18 protein-coding genes and 1 pseudogene are annotated in these 16,871 nt (G+C 40.1%); 9 read left to right on the top strand and 10 right to left on the bottom strand.

What is annotated here, in order from left to right:
* Positions 1-397: 397 nt before the first annotated feature.
* A complete protein-coding gene (locus KH400_RS09740; protein ID WP_217224267.1) occupies positions 398-2,728 on the bottom strand; it encodes an ATP-dependent helicase in 2,331 nt (776 codons plus the stop codon).
* A 281-nt stretch (positions 2,729-3,009) separates the two neighbouring features.
* Here KH400_RS09740 and KH400_RS09735 point away from each other — a divergent pair, with 281 nt between their 5' ends.
* Complete coding sequence (locus tag KH400_RS09735) at positions 3,010-3,273, top strand: hypothetical protein (protein WP_217224266.1); 264 nt, start codon at positions 3,010-3,012, stop codon at positions 3,271-3,273.
* A gap of 60 nt (positions 3,274-3,333) precedes the next feature.
* Here KH400_RS09735 and KH400_RS09730 read toward each other — a convergent pair whose 3' ends face one another.
* Together KH400_RS09730 and KH400_RS09725 are read right to left on the bottom strand one after the other, a co-directional pair.
* A complete protein-coding gene (locus KH400_RS09730; protein WP_217224265.1) occupies positions 3,334-3,762 on the bottom strand; it encodes a GNAT family N-acetyltransferase in 429 nt (142 codons plus the stop codon).
* Positions 3,763-3,846: 84 nt separating this feature from the next.
* Positions 3,847-4,572, bottom strand: a complete 726-nt coding sequence (locus KH400_RS09725) for an alpha/beta hydrolase (RefSeq protein ID WP_217224264.1) — start codon at positions 4,570-4,572, stop codon at positions 3,847-3,849.
* A gap of 138 nt (positions 4,573-4,710) precedes the next feature.
* Between KH400_RS09725 and KH400_RS09720 the strand changes: the two genes are divergently transcribed.
* The 3 genes from KH400_RS09720 (at position 4,711) to KH400_RS09710 (ending at position 6,266) form a co-directional block, all read left to right on the top strand.
* Positions 4,711-5,262: a phosphatidylglycerophosphatase A family protein gene (locus KH400_RS09720; RefSeq protein WP_217224263.1), complete on the top strand. Its 552-nt coding sequence runs from the start codon at positions 4,711-4,713 to the stop codon at positions 5,260-5,262.
* A 119-nt stretch (positions 5,263-5,381) separates the two neighbouring features.
* A complete protein-coding gene (locus tag KH400_RS09715; RefSeq protein ID WP_217224262.1) occupies positions 5,382-5,567 on the top strand; it encodes a hypothetical protein in 186 nt (61 codons plus the stop codon).
* 135 nt (positions 5,568-5,702) lie between these two features.
* Positions 5,703-6,266 (top strand): site-specific integrase, encoded by a 564-nt coding sequence (locus KH400_RS09710; protein WP_217224261.1) that lies wholly within the window; start codon positions 5,703-5,705, stop codon positions 6,264-6,266.
* 67 nt (positions 6,267-6,333) lie between these two features.
* On the opposite strand, the gene fumC is transcribed toward KH400_RS09710, so the two are convergent.
* Entirely contained in the window at positions 6,334-7,719 is a 1,386-nt protein-coding gene (fumC, locus tag KH400_RS09705) for a class II fumarate hydratase (protein WP_217224260.1), read from the bottom strand.
* A 310-nt stretch (positions 7,720-8,029) separates the two neighbouring features.
* Between fumC and thpD the strand changes: the two genes are divergently transcribed.
* Together thpD and KH400_RS09695 are read left to right on the top strand one after the other, a co-directional pair.
* A complete protein-coding gene (gene thpD, locus KH400_RS09700; protein ID WP_217224259.1) occupies positions 8,030-8,968 on the top strand; it encodes an ectoine hydroxylase in 939 nt (312 codons plus the stop codon).
* A gap of 237 nt (positions 8,969-9,205) precedes the next feature.
* Positions 9,206-10,192, top strand: coding sequence for an NADPH:quinone oxidoreductase family protein (locus KH400_RS09695; RefSeq protein WP_217224258.1), 987 nt, complete (start codon positions 9,206-9,208; stop codon positions 10,190-10,192).
* 109 nt (positions 10,193-10,301) lie between these two features.
* Here KH400_RS09695 and KH400_RS09690 read toward each other — a convergent pair whose 3' ends face one another.
* The 3 genes from KH400_RS09690 to KH400_RS09680 form a co-directional block, all read right to left on the bottom strand.
* The gene (locus tag KH400_RS09690) at positions 10,302-10,460 is read right to left on the bottom strand and encodes a hypothetical protein (RefSeq protein ID WP_217224256.1); all 159 of its coding nucleotides are present in this window, start codon (positions 10,458-10,460) and stop codon (positions 10,302-10,304) included.
* A 121-nt stretch (positions 10,461-10,581) separates the two neighbouring features.
* A complete protein-coding gene (locus KH400_RS09685; protein WP_217224254.1) occupies positions 10,582-10,953 on the bottom strand; it encodes a DUF4363 family protein in 372 nt (123 codons plus the stop codon).
* Positions 10,954-10,964: 11 nt separating this feature from the next.
* Positions 10,965-11,693: a DUF421 domain-containing protein gene (locus tag KH400_RS09680; protein WP_217224252.1), complete on the bottom strand. Its 729-nt coding sequence runs from the start codon at positions 11,691-11,693 to the stop codon at positions 10,965-10,967.
* 487 nt (positions 11,694-12,180) lie between these two features.
* Between KH400_RS09680 and KH400_RS09675 the strand changes: the two genes are divergently transcribed.
* The 3 genes from KH400_RS09675 to KH400_RS09665 are packed head-to-tail and all read left to right on the top strand — an operon-like array spanning position 12,181 to position 15,961.
* Positions 12,181-13,698: a spore germination protein gene (locus KH400_RS09675; protein WP_217224251.1), complete on the top strand. Its 1,518-nt coding sequence runs from the start codon at positions 12,181-12,183 to the stop codon at positions 13,696-13,698.
* 15 nt (positions 13,699-13,713) lie between these two features.
* On the top strand, positions 13,714-14,826 hold the full coding sequence (locus tag KH400_RS09670) for a GerAB/ArcD/ProY family transporter (protein WP_217224250.1): 1,113 nt from the start codon (positions 13,714-13,716) through the stop codon (positions 14,824-14,826).
* Complete coding sequence (locus KH400_RS09665) at positions 14,804-15,961, top strand: Ger(x)C family spore germination protein (RefSeq protein ID WP_312889106.1); 1,158 nt, start codon at positions 14,804-14,806, stop codon at positions 15,959-15,961. Before KH400_RS09670 ends, KH400_RS09665 begins: the two co-directional genes overlap by 23 nt.
* Before the next feature lie 51 nt (positions 15,962-16,012).
* Here the strand turns inward: KH400_RS09665 and KH400_RS09660 are convergent, their stop codons facing one another.
* From KH400_RS09660 to KH400_RS09650, 3 genes and pseudogenes are all read right to left on the bottom strand, one after another.
* Complete coding sequence (locus KH400_RS09660; protein WP_217224248.1) at positions 16,013-16,102, bottom strand: YjcZ family sporulation protein; 90 nt, start codon at positions 16,100-16,102, stop codon at positions 16,013-16,015.
* Positions 16,103-16,243: 141 nt separating this feature from the next.
* Positions 16,244-16,321, bottom strand: a pseudogene (locus KH400_RS28475) (YjcZ family sporulation protein); the annotation flags it as partial.
* 170 nt (positions 16,322-16,491) lie between these two features.
* The gene (locus KH400_RS09650; protein WP_217224246.1) at positions 16,492-16,596 is read right to left on the bottom strand and encodes a YjcZ family sporulation protein; all 105 of its coding nucleotides are present in this window, start codon (positions 16,594-16,596) and stop codon (positions 16,492-16,494) included.
* Positions 16,597-16,871: the final 275 nt, after the last annotated feature.

The following is a 16,871-nucleotide window of genomic DNA, read 5'->3' as shown; positions in this document are numbered from 1 at the left end:
AGGTCAAGGGGCGGAGTGCGCGAACAGGGTGAGTAATCAAAGAAGAATGCTTACTCGCACCGCCTTAGGATTAAGTTTTAGGATCAAATCACTGAAGAAAAGAAGTTGGCTCGAGGAAGGTCAAGGGGCGGAGTGCGCGAACAGGGTGAGTAATCAAAGAAGAATGCTTACTCGCACCGCCTTAGGATTAAGTTTTAGGATCAAATCACTGAAGAAAAGAAGTTGGCTCGAGGAAGTTCAAGGGGCGGAGTGCGCGAACAGGATGAGTAATCGGGGAAGTTCGCTTACTCGCACCGCTTTTGATTGGAGAATGAGGGAGAATCCACTGATGAGGAGAAGTTGATTCAAGGAGTGATGGGTCTGCTAGTAGGGTCATAGGTTACATTTGCATAAGTGCTTATTTTATTATCGCTGATTTATAGGCTTGTTTGAACATATCGCGCACAAACCTTGATCGGTACGCTTTCTTTCCGCGTCGTTGGTTGGGCACAGAAATCATTAATGACGTTTGAGCTCGCGTCATCGCTACATACATGAGACGACGTTCTTCTTCAAGAAGTGTATCATCACCATCACGCCAAGCCTCTAATGCAAAGTCATGAGGGATACTTCCGTCAACAGCACCGATAATATACACATGCTTAAATTCAAGGCCTTTAGAACGATGGATTGTCATTAGTTGTAGACCGTCGCTTTGCTTGTTTTTGCTATGTTTCATTTCTTCATTTTTTGCAATCATATGATTAACGTGATCAAGAAAGTCAGAAATGGAATGGTGATTTTTGGCTGCGACTTTTAAATCGCGGACATCATCAGACCCTTTCTCCATCGCATTGCCTTCATTGCCTTGCTTTTTCAAGTAATCTTGAAGACCCATTTCCCGTTCAATCAGGTCAATCGCCTTTAGAGGGGTGAGTTTGCTTACTCGTTTAAACAACGGAACGATTTTTTTAAGCTTTTTTTGTTGAAAGGGTTGTAGGTTCGTTAATTTACTGAGTGCCTCAACGATTGTGCAGTCAGAAGTAATACTGTGAGCTTTTAAGTCTTGTAAGGCTGTTTGTTTTAAAAATAATGCTCCAATTAAATCACCCATCGCCTCGGTATCATCCGGATTTTTGGCTAGACGCATATAAGCAAGCACTTTACGAACCGTTTTACGACGATAGAAGGAATCTCCTTCCTGCTCGATTGTGAAGGGGAGGCTAGATTGAACTAGTCGTTCAAAAAGCGCGCGCATTGACACATTCGTTCGGTATAAGATCGCAAAATCATTTGGATTGGCTCCTTTTTCAATTCGTTCTTTGATATCTGTAACAATCATCGTCGCTTCCTCTTCTTCATCATATGGAAAAAAGACAGTTGGCGCTTCGCTACTATCCGATAAGGCTTTAATATCTTTTGTGTAGCGGTTTTTATTCTGTTTAATCACACGATTCGACACGGAAACAATTGGATGTGTCGAGCGATAGTTACGGTTTAATATGACCGTTTTTGTCTGATGATAATCATTTTTGAAGTTCAAAATGTAGGTTGGATTACTCCCCCGAAAACCATAAATGGACTGGTCATCGTCACCAACAACACAAAGATTGTTATGACTTGCTGCTAAGTGTTTAATGATTTCATATTGGACATGATTAATATCTTGGAACTCATCAATTAGTAAGTAAGAAAAGCGTTCTTGATATTTTTCGAGTAAGGCTGGGTTGTCCGTTAAGAGATTGTAACAGCCGATCAGCATGTCATCAAAGTCAAACATTTGATTTTGATTCTTCATTTCTTCATACCGTTTGTAGAGGTGGAGAACGCGCTCTTCCCAAATGTCTTTTGCTTTCACATCGGCGGGTGAAACGAGGCTGTTTTTCCATAAGCCGATTTGAGCGAGTGCTTGGTCATAGGCAAATTCTTTTTCATCAAGATCGATTTCTCGCCCGGCTTCTTTCATGAGCTTATCTCGTTGCCAGTCCCATTTGAGCAGTTGGTTTGGCTGCCATTGGTCTGGCTGATGATGGAGAAGCATTTTATAAAAGATACTATGAAAAGTTCCGACCACTAATGATTGTAAGTGTTGCCTCGTTAAGTTTGGGTAAAGGAGCATTCGTTCTTTCATCTCCTTGGCTGCTTTTGCGGTGAACGTGACCATCCCAAGTCGGTTTGCGGGAATATTTTTTTCCGTCATCATATAAGCCGCTCTTGAGGTTAGGACACGTGTTTTACCGCTCCCGGCTCCAGCAAGAATAAGTAAAGGCCCTTCTACTGTTGTCACAGCTTCCCACTGTCTGGAATCTAGCGGGTAATTTAGGGCTGCTAGTTGCTGGTAGTATGGGTGAGGTTCCAATGGAGAAATATCGTTAGTATCTTCTTCAAATGGCGTAAAAGCTTTGATGACCTCAGGCTCTTTCCAATTGTCCTTCTGTTTATTTCTGTCCTCACCTGTAATTGAACGATGTTTAGGAATCGTAAAGCCATCATTTTTATTGTCTAATTCTTTTGTTGCTTTTGTTCGTTCGACTTTGTCAAAGGTCTCGACGACAGATTCACAATCAAAGTCTGTCGGCGGGTGAATAAAGCGAGGTCGCTCAAAAATACCTAACCGCAATCGGACAGAAGTGCCGCAATGCATGCATGTCACTCGACCGTGAACACTTGCCGTATAAATTTTTTGGAAATCTGTTCGTTCGCATGAATGTAAATTCACTGTCTGTTGTTCAAGTAAAGCGATATGCATGAACTTCCCCCCGTTGTCAGTGGATCGATGATTATTTCCGTAAAAAATGTCTATTTTCTATCGTACCAAATAAAGTTGTCACATGAAACTAAATAAGTGAATAAAATTAATAAAAAACGGGTATAGATTCATAGAGGACACATATCGCTCGCAAACAACGAATAGTTTTATGAAAAGGGTCCGGAGTCAGCTAGCATGATGTAGAGCAGAGAAGAGAGCTTACTCGCGCCCCCTTCGGTAGAAGTTTAAGAGTCAATTCCCGAAGGAAAGAAGCTAGTTCGATGAATTTGAAAGGGGCGATTAAAATGGGTTATGTACCACCACATCACAATATTACAGCTGTAAATTACGGTAGTCGTATCGTCAAAAGAAAGTCAGGGATCAAACCAGCGCCAGCACCTCAGAAAGTGGCGTTTAATGATGTCCTTAGGAAATACCAGGGTGACCCAGATTCCAGTAGGCAACAAGCAAAATGGGTGGAAAAGAGAAAAGAAATTGAAGCACAATTGACAAATAAAGGGACAATGTTTGATGAAACAGGGTAAGGAAATGAATGAGGGAGTTCCTAAAAGGTTCAATCTACCTTTTAGGAACTCCCTCATTTTTTAATTTTTGATGTTTTTTTTCATAGCGACATGCGGAATCCCTGCATCTAGAAATTCGCCAGAGTAGGTTTGATAACCTAGCTTTTGATAGAACCCTTCAGCTTGGGTTTGAGCATTTAGCTTTAAAACAGGTAGTTGGTTCTCTTCAGCTGTTTTCTCAATTTTATCCATCAATAGCTTGCCTGCACCGCTTTTTCGATAGTCTTTTTTTATACAGATTCGCTCGACTTTTCCATAGTCCTCGACTGTGCGAAGGCGCCCGGCACCCACCGGTTTGTCTCCATCATAAATAACAAAATGGATGGCGTCATCTTCATATTGGTCGATTTCCTCTTCTTCGGGAACCTTTTGTTCATGAACAAAAACTTCGGTTCGGATTGCAAAGGCATCTTTAAGTTGTGTTTGATTTTCTACTGTGATAATGTCCACGTCTAGTCATCCCCTTCATATTCCTTATTGTTTAATTTGGACAGTGAAAAGTGTCACGTTCCATTTTAGTCGCAAGGGGAGTCGTTATGCAAACATTTGAAGCAGGGCACGTCGTAGATCCGGTTGCCAATATTTCCATGTATGATCACCATTAAATTCATCATAAAAAATATCAAAGCCTCTTTCTTTCATGACCTTGGATAACTCTCGATTAGGAGTTAGAAAATCCTTCGTTTTTCCATCGGTTGTTTTCACAACGGTCTCCTCTTTTCCAATCACATGGTAAACCTTTAGAATGTGTGGTTGCCCAAAGGCTTTTACACTCGTTAAGACATGATCGTTCACGTAGGGTGATTGCAAGATTACTTGGCCAAACGTATTTGGATAAGCAAAGGCAGCTTGTAGTGAAACGGTCGCCGCTAAAGAGTCTCCCATTAATGTCCGGCCCGAGGCAAGTTGATGGGTTTGATAATGGTCATCAAGGTAGGGTACGAGTTCGGTTGTTAGAAATCGGATGAAAGCCTCGTGTTTCCTGCCACTTGGGTGATATAATTCACTACGTTCTTTTACGGACCGGTAAGGGACCCCAACAATAATTAAGTCTTTGATTAGATTTTCGCTAATTAATTCATCCGCTTGTCTTGCTAATCGTCCGAGTTGGAAGTAATCGCTTCCATCTTGAGCAATTAATAGATCATACGTATATAAAGGGGAATAATTTGGAGGCAAATAGATCAATAATTCGCGGGTGTCTTCTAGTTCTGTACTCGTAATCGTCTTTTCAATAATAGACCCGTGTAACGTTGCCATAATGTCTCAAGTCCTTTCATAATGTTATATACACGTTATTCTAACATATTTTTATGAGCACTAGTGATCGTATCAAATCATAGATGGAGCCTCACCTTGGTTAGATATGGTAAACTATAGAATAAGGGGGATGATGGAATGAAAACACCAGTGCCTTGTCATGTCGTTGAAAAAGAGGCAAGACGACTATTGAAAGAGCGAGGAGTAGATGTAGAGGACATTGCAAAAGTTGTCTACCAAATGCAAATCAAATACAACCCAGGTCTTGATATGAGTGATTGCTTTGAAAGTGCGGATGCTGTCCTATGTAAACGAGAAATTCAACATGCGATATTAGTCGGTGTTGAGCTTGACAAGCTAGCAGAACAGAAGAAGCTCTCTGAACCGTTGCAATCATTAATTGAAAGTGATGAAGGTCTGTTTGGTGTAGATGAAACCGTTGCACTTGGCTCGGTGTTTGGTTTTGGTAGCATTGCTGTAACGACATTCGGTTATCTTGACAAAGAGAAAATTGGTATCATTAAAGAACTAGATACAAAAGGAGAAAAGATTCATACCTTTTTAGATGACCTTGTCGCAAGCATTGCTGCAAGTGCAGCTGCTAGACTAGCACATAGACTTCGTGATCGTGAAGAAAACCGTCGCTACGAGGAAATAAAAGAGCGAGAAGATGAAGATTTAATTGGATAGGCTGCGATGTGATGAGAGCACCAAGCTTAACTCTTATAAAAAATAGAAAATATATGCTTATGATTGGGTACACTATGGAAAACAACAGTCTATGTAGAAAGGTAAGGTTTTAAAAGGATATGATGAATAAGCCTCGTTGGATCTATTGGAAACAGACATTTCAATCAAAGTTTCAAGCGGGTTGTCTAAAGGCTAAATTAGAAGATAATTGGCATAATGGTTATGAAATCGGTCCTTGTGTGGAGATTAAGAAATTAAAAACGAACAAATATGTTGTTCGTTATACATATGATGAAATCATCTAGGTATCCGTTTTGTTTTGGATGCTTCTCTCTCAACAAGAAAAATAGCAAATGGTGGTTAAAAAGAGGGGAAATTGTCACCTGTATCGAATATCATTCGTTAGAACCATATTGTTTGGAGAGTTGAGAGGTGTTGGCATGAAAAAACATCAAGGAGCGAATAAAGTCGAACCAATTCGTGACGTTGAAGACATACGGGAGATAAAAGAGTATTTGCTTCATCGTTCATATCGCGACTATTTTTTATTTACGTTTGGGATTAATTCAGGATTACGGATCAGTGATATCTTACCGTTACGAGTGATGGATGTCGTTCATACAGAACATTTACGAATCCGTGAGAACAAAACTGGGAAAACGCGTAAGATCAAAATGACATCGTCGTTACGAACGGAAATTGATAAATACACACGTGCCATGGCTGATTCTGATTATCTTTTTCCATCACGGAAGGGGGATCGGCCGATTACTCGGGTCCAAGCTTGGCACATCATAAATAAAGCGGCAAAGGCGGCAAATATCGAGGGAGCGATCGGTACCCATACATTAAGAAAAACGTTTGGTTATCATTTTTACCAGCAACACAAGGATGTTGCGCTTTTGCAACAAATCTTTGGGCATTCAAGCCCATCTGTCACTTTACGTTATATTGGGATTAATGATGATATGATGGATGAAGCATTGGAAGATTTTGTCCTTTAAGGTTGTAGACCAAGGGTCTGTTACCATCATTTGGAGACAGACCCTTGGTTTTACGCTTTTAGAAATATTAGAGTTCCTTTGGTGCAATCATTTCTTCAGGTTTCACGATTCTATCAAATTCTTCTTCGCTCAAGAAGCCGCTGTTGATTGCAGATTCACGTAGCGTGAGTCCATTTTCGTGAGCGTCTTTTGCAATTTTTGCTGCTTTTTCATAACCGATGTGTGGGTTTAATGCGGTGACAAGCATGAGAGAATGTTGTACATGTGCCTTAATGTTGTCTTCATTTGGTTCAATACCAGCAGCCGCCTTGTCATTGAAAGAAATCATCGCATCAGTTAAAAGCGTTACTGATTGCAAGAAATTATAGATAATCACAGGTTTAAACACATTTAATTCAAAGTTCCCTTGGCTTGCAGCAAATCCAATCGTCGCATCATTACCCATCACTTGAGCCGCTACCATCGTTAAGGCTTCACTTTGTGTTGGGTTTACTTTTCCAGGCATTATTGAACTTCCTGGTTCATTTGCTGGAAGCGTAAGCTCACCGAGGCCAGCACGTGGACCACTAGCTAACCAGCGAATATCATTGGCAATTTTCATTACATCTGCCGCTAACGCTTTTAATGCACCATGAGTATACACGAGTTCATCATGGCTTGTGAGCGAATGAAACTTATTTTTTGCTGACGAAAATGTTTTCCTAGTCATCGTACTAATTTCTTTGGCCACTAGCTCACCAAATTTCGGGTGTGCGTTAATTCCAGTCCCTACTGCGGTTCCTCCAATGGCAAGTTCGCGGACATGCTCGAGGCTATCGGTAATCATTTCTTCTGTCTTCTCAAGCATTCTAACCCAACCACTGATCTCCTGACCTAGAGTTAATGGTGTCGCATCTTGTAAGTGTGTGCGGCCAATTTTAATAATCTTGTCAAACTCATTCATCTTCTTGGTTAACGTTTCTTTTAATTTGCTGATTGCAGGAAGTAATGAGTCCTCAACTTTTATCACAGCAGCGATATGCATCGCGGTCGGAAATGTATCATTGGAACTCTGTGATTTGTTCACGTCATCATTTGGATGTACCTTGCTATCACTGTCTTTTACCTGTTTGTTAGCAAGGGTTGCAATCACTTCATTCATATTCATATTCGATTGTGTCCCGCTCCCAGTTTGCCAGACAACAAGAGGAAAATGTTCCTCTAACTTCCCGGTAAGGACTTCATCGGCAGCGCGGACAATGGCATCTGCTTTTGTATGATCAATCGTATCTAACTGTTTATTAGCAAGTGCAGCTGCTTTTTTTAGGGTAGCAAAAGCATGAACAATTTCTTGCGGCATTTTTTCTGTCCCAATTTTAAAGTTTTGTAAACTTCGTTGTGTTTGTGCTCCCCAGTGTTTGTCAGCGGGCACATGAATTTCTCCAATTGTATCCTTTTCCACACGGTAATCCATGTTGACATACCTCCTCTTTGCTCTCTGTTACCATGTTTACCCATCTACCTCTAGAAATACTCCATCTTTAAAAATATTAGCACTCGTATCGGGTGAGTGATAACAAGAAATATATCTCGATAAAGAAAGTAAAATCACAAAAACTATTATGTAATTTTTTATAATCGAAGAATTTGCACGGATGTTGGTTGTAAAACGATTATCCTAATTTTGAAAAAACTTATGAGGTAGAGGTAAAATGTACTCGGTAAGGTTGAGGTATAGGCCTTACGAACTGAACAATAAAATAACATAACATAGGGGTGATTGGATGGTAGCAGATTTATATCCTTCAAGAGTGAGTGAAAAAGCAGCAATCGTGAAGCGACAAGATCCTGTTGTTTACAAGAATCCCATGCAAAACGAAGGTCCACTGGGGAAAGAGGATCTCCATTTTTATGAAAAGAATGGTTATTTAATGTTCAAAAATTTATTTTCTCCTGAGGAAGTGGACGTTTTGCGCCGAGAGTTAGCGCAAGTGATGGATGAAAATAAACATGCAGAATCAGCTGATGTAATCCGAGAACCTGAAAGTGCAGAAATTCGGTCAGTGTTTGATGTTCATAATAACACTGATTTTTTCAAGCGTTTGTCACGAAACAGACGTTTGGTCGAGGTTGCTAACCAACTGTTAGGCAGCCAAGTGTATATTACACAATCAAGAATTAATTTTAAACCAGGTTTTAAGGGGAAAGAATTTTATTGGCATTCTGATTTTGAAACATGGCATGTGGAAGATGGTATGCCGAATATGAGGGCGGTTAGTTGCTCAATTATCTTAACGGACAATTATGAGCACAATGGACCACTCATGTTAGTTCCTGGTTCTCATAATTATTATATCTCTTGTCCGGGTAAGACTCCGGATAATCATTTTGAGCAGTCGCTACAAAAACAACAATTTGGGGTTCCTGATCATGAAAGTTTAAAATGGCTAGTTGATCAAGCAGGAGGTAGAATTGATACAGCTACAGGTCCTGCAGGTTCTGTACTGTTCTTTGAATGTAACATTATGCATGGTTCTGGAGGAAATATTTCTCCGTTCCCACGTAGTAATGTGTTCTTCGTTTATAATAGTATTGAAAATAAATTAGTGAAGCCATTCTCAGGTCAAAGTCCACGACCAGAGTTTTTAGCAAATCGTACGAATATTCAACCGATCGAACCAATGGATCAAGATATACTTAATCCAATCAAACAATACACATAATATGGAAGGCAAAACGAGGTGCGATGATTCGCATCTCGTTTGTTTTCGATTGAAGTGTGCGGGTAAAAGTACTTAAGGGGAGAATTATCAGTGCAGGGCGTTTAAATAGGCTTGCACATCGTTATGACGCTTTGAAGTGTAAATGAGAACCGTAATGAACGAGGAATTCGTGGAGGGAAGCGAGAATAATAATATAGTAGAGAGGAAAATGAGGGAATAGAAAAAGGAGTGAGGCAGATGTCAGATATGTTTAAGGCTTTCGTAGTTGACAAAGAGAATGATTCAGTCGTAACAGAAATCAAAAACCTTTCATTCGAGGATTTACCGGAAGGGGACGTACTGATTCGCGTACATTATTCAAGTGTCAATTATAAGGATGGATTAGCAAGTATCGCTAATGGCGGGATTGTGCGCTCGTACCCATTTGTACCTGGAATTGACTTAGCTGGAACGGTTGTCTCTTCGAAGGATGAACGTTACGCTGAAGGTGACGAAGTGATTGTCACTAGCTATGAATTAGGTGTGTCTCATTACGGTGGATTTAGTCAATATGCTCGTGTACCTGCAGCTTGGGTTGTTCCTCTCCCAAATGGCTTAACCTTAAAAGATGCGATGACATTTGGTACAGCTGGATTTACAGCTGCGTTATCGGTTCAACGTCTTGAAGAAAGTCATATTCCTGATGGTCCGATTCTTGTAACCGGAGCTACGGGAGGTGTTGGAAGCTTTGCGGTTGCCATGTTAGCTAAAAAAGGTTATGAGGTCGTTGCAAGTACAGGGAAAGAAAGCGAACATGAATACTTAAAACAATTAGGTGCGACAACGATTTTATCACGTGAAGAGGTTTCACCGGAGAAGGTTCGACCATTAGACCAACAGCAATGGGCAGGAGCAGTCGATCCGGTTGGTGGTCAGACACTCGCATACATACTTAGTTCGACGAAGTATGGTGGATCGGTGGCGGTGAGTGGCTTAACGGGCGGAACGAAGCTTCCAACAACTGTTTTTCCTTTCATTTTACGAGGGGTTAATTTAGTCGGAATTGACTCAGTATATTGTGATATGGACACTCGACTGCGTGTATGGGAAAGATTAGCGACTGATTTAAAACCAGAGCACTTGCTGAAAGATATTGAACAAGAAGTAGACTTAGAGCAATTGCCTACTGTTATCGAAAATATTCTTCAAGGCCAAGTACGGGGCAGAACGGTGGTTACATTATAATACTCAAACCTCATGCAAGTTTGAGGAACAATCACTTCTAACACATGTTTTAGGGGCTGTCTCATAAGGAACGAACCCAGACTGAGACAGCCTTTTTACACTTGTCGACTTAGTATTCGATTTCATCGTAATCTTTTGGCTGGGGTGCTGGTTGGTCTTGTTTGTAATACTCTTTCTTAATGGCTTCGGTTGGAAAATCAGTTGTAAACGTTGGTTTATTTTTTTGTGAGGTTCCCTGTGGTTGTCTTTTCTTTGGTTGTTGAAGCATAAATGGTCGCCTCCTCTTATCATCTCAGTTTCTCTTAGCATTTGAAAAAGAGGCATACATATGCTCGGTATCGATTGGCACATTTTCCAAAAAGGGCCACGCCCAACCACAATTTTCAAGGTTATCCCTTACCCAGATGCTTCCATAATTCATAAAGTACATAGATTTCTTGAATGGCAGATGTGTCATCCCTCGTTACAATACAGCCGTGGATTCGGGCAAGCGATACGTGGATATCATAGATTAATTCACGTTCGACACTAAATTGAACACGATTGACGATTGAGTCGTATGTATCAATGGCTTGTTTGATTGAATCCTCTGCTTTTCCCCATTGTTTTTCCGTTACATTCGTATGTACTTGTTTTACTTGTTCGATAAAATGATCATCCTCTTTCAGTGGATGCTTGACAACTTTGCCACTTGTCATGACGACGACACTTAAAGCAATAATGAGTACCGGAAAACCATAGACTAATAATCTTCTCTTCATAATCAAACCCCTTAAAATGGCCCTTCATAGTCACTCATGTTTGCCTCATCGTTAACCCGATCAGCAAATGTATCAACATAGAGCTGATTATTAGGGAGTATGGCGGCAAATGAGACTTCTTTTAGATCATAAATCCTCTTTGTATGTAATTCTTGCATTAACCATTGCTTTGATTTTTTACGTTGACGAAGATTTTGTGAGAGGATGATTCCATCGATGATGACTTCTGTCGTTAGCCCAACGATTGAGCCCTCTATATTTAAGTCATCAGGAGTTAACGATTGATATTTTGATTTTGGCAAGATCGATAATTTACCGTTGGTTTCCAAAATCGCATATTCAACTCTTGTTAAATCAAAACAACCTTTTTGCCGCAGTAAGGTGAGCAATTCATCGCTTTTTACTCGAACTTTAGAAAGGTTTTGTTCGAGAATTTTGCCACCTTGTACGACAACGACCGGTTCAGCATCAATGATTTTGTGTAAATAACGGCTTTTTAACGTGATCCATTGTAAAGCTAGTGATAATAAGATAAAAACGAGTAGTCCAATCCAGTGAACCCAGGCTTTACCGGTCAGATTTGTTGCCAGGTTTGCTGCAATCGAACCAATGGTAATTCCATTAATATAATCAAAGTAGGAGAGGTTTCCCATTTGTTGTTTACCTAATAAACGCGTGAAAATTAATAATGAGAAAAAGGCGATAACAGCACGAACGACAATGACCCAGGATTCTTCCATCCGATTCGTTGGCCTCCTCATTTTATGATTCGTAGGCAATGCTACAATTCGCTACTTGTATGAATAGATACGATAGAAGCGACTCTATGCGCATGGCTTTAGGGGAAGGGGCCCTGTCTCGTAAGTAACTCTTCCCTTAGTTCGAGATCATTTTAAAGTAAAACTTTTAAGGACGATTTACATGGTCGTTACTTTATACGAGATAGCCCCCGATCCTCGTGGCTAGGTAAGTGTAGCTGCAAGCCTTTAGATGGTGTTGCCGCACCCAAACTCTGACCTGCTCCTAATAGAAGCGATGACTCACGTTGCATTTGCTATTATGTGTGATCTTGCCAAATTCATTCAGTTAACAAGGATTTTTTTCTAAATCATAACGCTCGTTGCCATAGATGGTATCAGACGTCAACAATGGGAATTTTCGTATATTTCCTTTGATCACGAACACAATAAAAATAGTAAATTTTGAGTGCTTATAAATAGGAGATGAATGATGTTCTTTAAAGGTCAATTAGAAAAGATAAAGCAGAAGGCCCCTCATTTTGAAGAGAGGGATTATGATGATTTCTTAGAAGAAAAAATAGGCTTTAAAAAAGAAGAACAGGCATTTCCAATGAATCCTGTTCAGTTAGAACACATACTTGAAAAGGTGCTTAGTGATATTGATGATTTTCAAAAACGAGTGTTGTCGATCCCGTCAGGACAACACATTATCATTTTTTCAATGGGCGGTTTAGTCAATCAGGACCTTCTTTATAGTACCATTGTTGAACCTTTTATTCTTCGCATCGAAAATGGTGAACAATCTCCTGTTAACGATTTGAAACAAGTACTATATAGTGCAATGATCAGAGAGCCTACGAGTTGGAAAGACTTAATTCAAGCGATATTAGATGGTAAAGCAATCTGTCATGTGGAAGGAATGAAGCCTGCGGTTATTCCGATTGAAACGACGGAAAAACGAAACATTAGCCCGCCAGAAACGGAATATCAAGTGTATGGACCAAAGTCAGGATTTGTTGAAGACTTTGCGACCAATGTAGCGCTTTTGAGACGATTTATTCGTGATCCGCGTTTTAAAGCGAAGCAGTTTGAAATTGGTTCACTTAGCCATAATAAAGTGGCGATGCTCTATTTAGAAGAATATGCTGATCCTGATTTATGCAGGGAAGTAGAGAAACGGATTAAAAGTGTTGAGACCGATACGATCATTCAAGCGGGACATTTAGGAAAAAAGATCAAAGATTCGCCGATGTCAGTATTTCCGTTGACGTCTCAAACCGAACGGCCAGATCGAGCGGCATTTGCATTGAGTCAAGGTAAGGTCGTGATCGTTGTAGATAACTCGACGTTTGTTCTGTACGTGCCGACAACACTGATTGAATTATATGAAACAAGCGAAGAGAACTACGACCTCGTCTGGAATACGACTTTTATTCGATTGTTGAGGTTAGTGTGCCTGTTTATCGCGACGATGCTGCCATCACTTTATGTAGCCCTTGTTGGCTTTCACCCTGAATTGCTTCCTGCCAAATTAGCACTAACGATGACCGAATCACGGAGCAATATTCCATTACCAGCTCCAGCTGAGGCATTGTTAATGATGTTTGCCTTAGATGTTCTCGTTGAATCAAGTATTAGGTTACCGAGTTTTGTTGGACAAACGATTGGGATTGTTGGTGGGATTGTCATTGGAACAGCTGCTGTTGAAGCCGGGATTGTCAGTAGTTTGATGATAATTATCGTTTCGATTACGGCGATTGCTTCTTTTACGGTTCCAACCTGGTCGCTCGCGTTAGCGTGGAGGATTGTTCGCTATGGCTTTTTAATGATTACGTCAATTTTAGGGATTTATGGCTTAATGTTAGGGGTAATTTTGGTGACGATCCATTTATGTCATTTACAATCATTTGGTAAACCTTATTTGTCACCACTTTCACCATTAAATGCAAAGCAATTTTACGACGTGTTTATCCGCTTTGCTACACGCAAGGACCGATCAACATAGAAAGAAGGTGATTGTTTGGAAATAAAAAGACAATTTCGCGCCTTTGATCTCTTTGCGTTTATGTTTTGTACGACAGTAACATTAGGTGTTTTGTTTTTGCCATATGTTTCTGGAGAAGAGATTAGGAGCAGTTGGTTAAAACTACTTGTCGTCTCAATACCGTTTTTTTTGATGCTTTGGTTGATCTCTTTATTCACGAAAAGATACCCCGATTATGATTTTTTTAAAGCACTGAAAGATCATCTTTGGGGGTGGCTCTATTTTGTAGTCATTTTCTATTTTATTATTGGGACGATTTTAAGTGCAGCACGAGTAACGAACGGTTTATCAGAGATTGTTCAAGTCCATTTACTTAAGGTCACACCTGAATGGATGGTCTTACTTCCTTTTTTCATCATTGCAGGTGTTGGTGTGTATTATGGGATCATTGCGATCACTCGTTTTGCTGTTTATTTTGTCGTTTTAGAGATCCTTGTCCTATTAAGTGTCATTGTCATGGCGTTTTTTCAAGATTATTTTAAATGGATTTTTGTGGCACCGGTGTTTTCCACAGATGTAGTTACTTTTTTAAAAAGCTCTGTCTCAGATATGGCACGTTATGCTGCCATTGTGCCTACTTTGGCCTTTTTAGTGTATATGAGAAAGGGGGAAGCGATATTAGCCCCGATGAACCTGAGCTTAATCATGATTGTTATTATTTATAGTGGACTTAGTTTAGGTGTCTTAGGTACGTTTGGCTTTGATCATGCGATGCAATTGCTATCGCCGATCACAGCGTTAACGCAGTCAATCGAAACGCGTACAGGGTTATTAGAACGATTAGATTTATTATTTATCGGATTTTGGATCGTTTCTTTTTACAAATTATTCATTGTACACACATGGTTTATGGTCTATATAACGAAAAAAGCGTGGCCAGTGGTGAATCAAAACCTTTTTATCGTTATTTATTTAGCTGTCATTTACATGTTATCACTAATGACGCCGGAATTTATTATCGATCAATGGGCATTTCATAACATTAACTTAATTTTGTACGGATTTGTGATGCCAACCCTTCTATTGATTTTTCTGACATTAAAAAAGAAGCGAGGGACACCTAAAGATGATACGAATATTTCGTCGTAGGATGATTCTTTTTATGAGTCTTCTCGTCCTGTGTAGCGGTTGTCAAACAGACCTAAGAGAATTAGATGACCGTTCATTGATTCTTGGATTAGCGATCGATAAAGGGGACGTGGAGGAATATAGTGTTGGTGTGCAAATCCCAATCTTTGGAGGTGCTGGTAGTAGTGGTGGAGCCGAATTGACACGGGAGTTTGAAGTGAAATCAGAAGAAGGGGATTCGATTCAAGATGCGCTAGCAAACATCGAAGCGATTACACCGACTGTTCTTTTTCTCGGGCAATTAAAAGTTGTAACGATTTCTGAAGAGGTGGCAAAAGAAAACCTCGAACCTGTACTCGATCAGCTGAGTCGTGATTCGGCAATCGCTAGTCGAGTGCTGCTCTTAGTAATCAAAGAAGTCGATGCAGAAACATTTATTAATACCGAATCACCATTAGTTAATCTTCCGTCTCTCTATTTAGATCGTTTTTTTGACGCTGACCAAAAAATTGGTCGTTCAAGAGATACGAAATTGTTTGAATATTTACGTGACAGTACAACAGTGTCACGAGCAGCAACAATTCCAGTTGGAACATTAACTGAAGAGGGACTAATGATTGAAGGAATGGGTGTGTTTAAGGATCATCAACTCGTTGGTGAATTAGCAAAATCGGAAGTTAGTGTGAGTCAACTGTTAAAGAATGAGCGTTTAGAGTTTATGAACTATTCGATTACACTAGAAGAAGAGGGGGAAGAAATAAAGGTTGCGTTAACACGGGTGGAATTTACCCCAAAGCTTTCTTTTCAGAAAACCAATCCTGTCCAATTTGAGTTAGAGCTTCGTGGTTCTGGTGATGTTGTGGAATTAAGTCGCCCGATGGTTGAAGCTGAGATTGGTTTCATAAAAAAGATTGAAGAGAAAATGGAAGAAGAAATCAAAGCTGAGGTTGAACGAACAATTACCAAGATGCAAGAACTCAATGTGGAACCGTGGTTACTTGGCCAACGAATATGGGTAGATGATTACGAATTCTATGAAGAGCTAGGGTGGCATGATAGTGGTTGGCAAAATGCAGAATTTAACGTATCTGTTGATTTTACAGTACAGGTTACCGGTCAAAAAGAAATCTTTCAAAAGAAGAAGGTTGGCCGTTAATGAATGTAAGCAGAAAGGGGCTGTCAGAAAACAGCCCCTTTTATCATTCCATTACCAACCCCAAGATGCACCGACGATGATCAAGAGGATGAACAGCACGACAATTAACGCAAAACCGCCGCCATATCCTACAGCACCCATTGAGAAACCTCCTTTTCATTCGTTTCACTTACATTCTATGCAAGCACTGAAAAAGTGGAAGGGCTCATGCTGATAACCTTTATACTTTGTTGGTAGGGCCTACCCGCGTTTTTCTTTGGATAGGTTCTATGGTTCACTAAATTAGTAACCCAATCTAGATGCACCAACGATAATTAGCAGGATAAATAGCACGACGATTAATGCAAAACCGCGTCCTGCACCGTATCCTGCAGCTGGTGCCGCATACGTTGTGTGGCATCCAGGTGCCCCATAACCATAACCTGCACCAGCACCATAATCGAATCCTGCACCTGCTCCTACACCATAACCTGGTCCGTACATGAGGTCACTCCTCCTTTTATTACTCGTTATCTGTTCTTTCTTTTACATTAGTAACCTAAATAACCACCTGCACCGACGATGATTAACAAGATGAACAAGACAACGATTAACGCAAATCCTCCGAAATAACCTGCTCCGGCAACTCCGCTCATTCAAGAACACCTCCTTTTGTTGCTTACACAATACATCTATGTCAGCGAGGCAGGTTGAGATTGGGTAAATGACTATGTTTTCTAGAAATTAAGCAACTGCCTAATCTTTTCCAGTTTAGTCAACGTTAGATAAAATATAAAAACGAGAATAAAGGACTAGTTTATTAAGCTTGTTATGCATTTATACCTAGACCACTATGATTTAGAGTTAAAACTTTATGTCACAAAATATTTTGAATAATCCATCTATAGTTGGAATGGTATTACTTTTGGAA

The sequence above is a fragment of the Desertibacillus haloalkaliphilus genome (assembly GCF_019039105.1).
GTDB classification, from domain to species: domain Bacteria; phylum Bacillota; class Bacilli; order Bacillales; family KJ1-10-99; genus Desertibacillus; species Desertibacillus haloalkaliphilus.
Note: the sequence above shows the minus strand (reverse complement) of the source record. Positions and strands in the feature narration are given on the sequence as shown.

Bases quoted from the DNA above. Each gene is read 5' to 3' on its own strand.
- KH400_RS09715 (WP_217224262.1), top strand. From the start codon at position 5,382: ATGATGAATAAGCCTCGTTGGATCTATTGGAAACAGACATTTCAATCA.
- KH400_RS09665 (WP_312889106.1), top strand. From the start codon at position 14,804: ATGATACGAATATTTCGTCGTAGGATGATTCTTTTTATGAGTCTTCTC.
- KH400_RS09710 (WP_217224261.1), top strand. From the start codon at position 5,703: ATGAAAAAACATCAAGGAGCGAATAAAGTCGAACCAATTCGTGACGTT.
- KH400_RS09675 (WP_217224251.1), top strand. From the start codon at position 12,181: ATGATGTTCTTTAAAGGTCAATTAGAAAAGATAAAGCAGAAGGCCCCT.
- fumC (WP_217224260.1), bottom strand. From the start codon at position 7,719: ATGGATTACCGTGTGGAAAAGGATACAATTGGAGAAATTCATGTGCCC.
- KH400_RS09740 (WP_217224267.1), bottom strand. From the start codon at position 2,728: ATGCATATCGCTTTACTTGAACAACAGACAGTGAATTTACATTCATGC.
- KH400_RS09685 (WP_217224254.1), bottom strand. From the start codon at position 10,953: ATGAAGAGAAGATTATTAGTCTATGGTTTTCCGGTACTCATTATTGCT.
- KH400_RS09725 (WP_217224264.1), bottom strand. From the start codon at position 4,572: ATGGCAACGTTACACGGGTCTATTATTGAAAAGACGATTACGAGTACA.
- KH400_RS09720 (WP_217224263.1), top strand. From the start codon at position 4,711: ATGAAAACACCAGTGCCTTGTCATGTCGTTGAAAAAGAGGCAAGACGA.
- KH400_RS09735 (WP_217224266.1), top strand. From the start codon at position 3,010: ATGAATTTGAAAGGGGCGATTAAAATGGGTTATGTACCACCACATCAC.
- KH400_RS09660 (WP_217224248.1), bottom strand. From the start codon at position 16,102: ATGGGTGCTGTAGGATATGGCGGCGGTTTTGCGTTAATTGTCGTGCTG.
- KH400_RS09680 (WP_217224252.1), bottom strand. From the start codon at position 11,693: ATGGAAGAATCCTGGGTCATTGTCGTTCGTGCTGTTATCGCCTTTTTC.
- KH400_RS09650 (WP_217224246.1), bottom strand. From the start codon at position 16,596: ATGAGCGGAGTTGCCGGAGCAGGTTATTTCGGAGGATTTGCGTTAATC.
- KH400_RS09690 (WP_217224256.1), bottom strand. From the start codon at position 10,460: ATGCTTCAACAACCAAAGAAAAGACAACCACAGGGAACCTCACAAAAA.
- KH400_RS09695 (WP_217224258.1), top strand. From the start codon at position 9,206: ATGTCAGATATGTTTAAGGCTTTCGTAGTTGACAAAGAGAATGATTCA.
- thpD (WP_217224259.1), top strand. From the start codon at position 8,030: ATGGTAGCAGATTTATATCCTTCAAGAGTGAGTGAAAAAGCAGCAATC.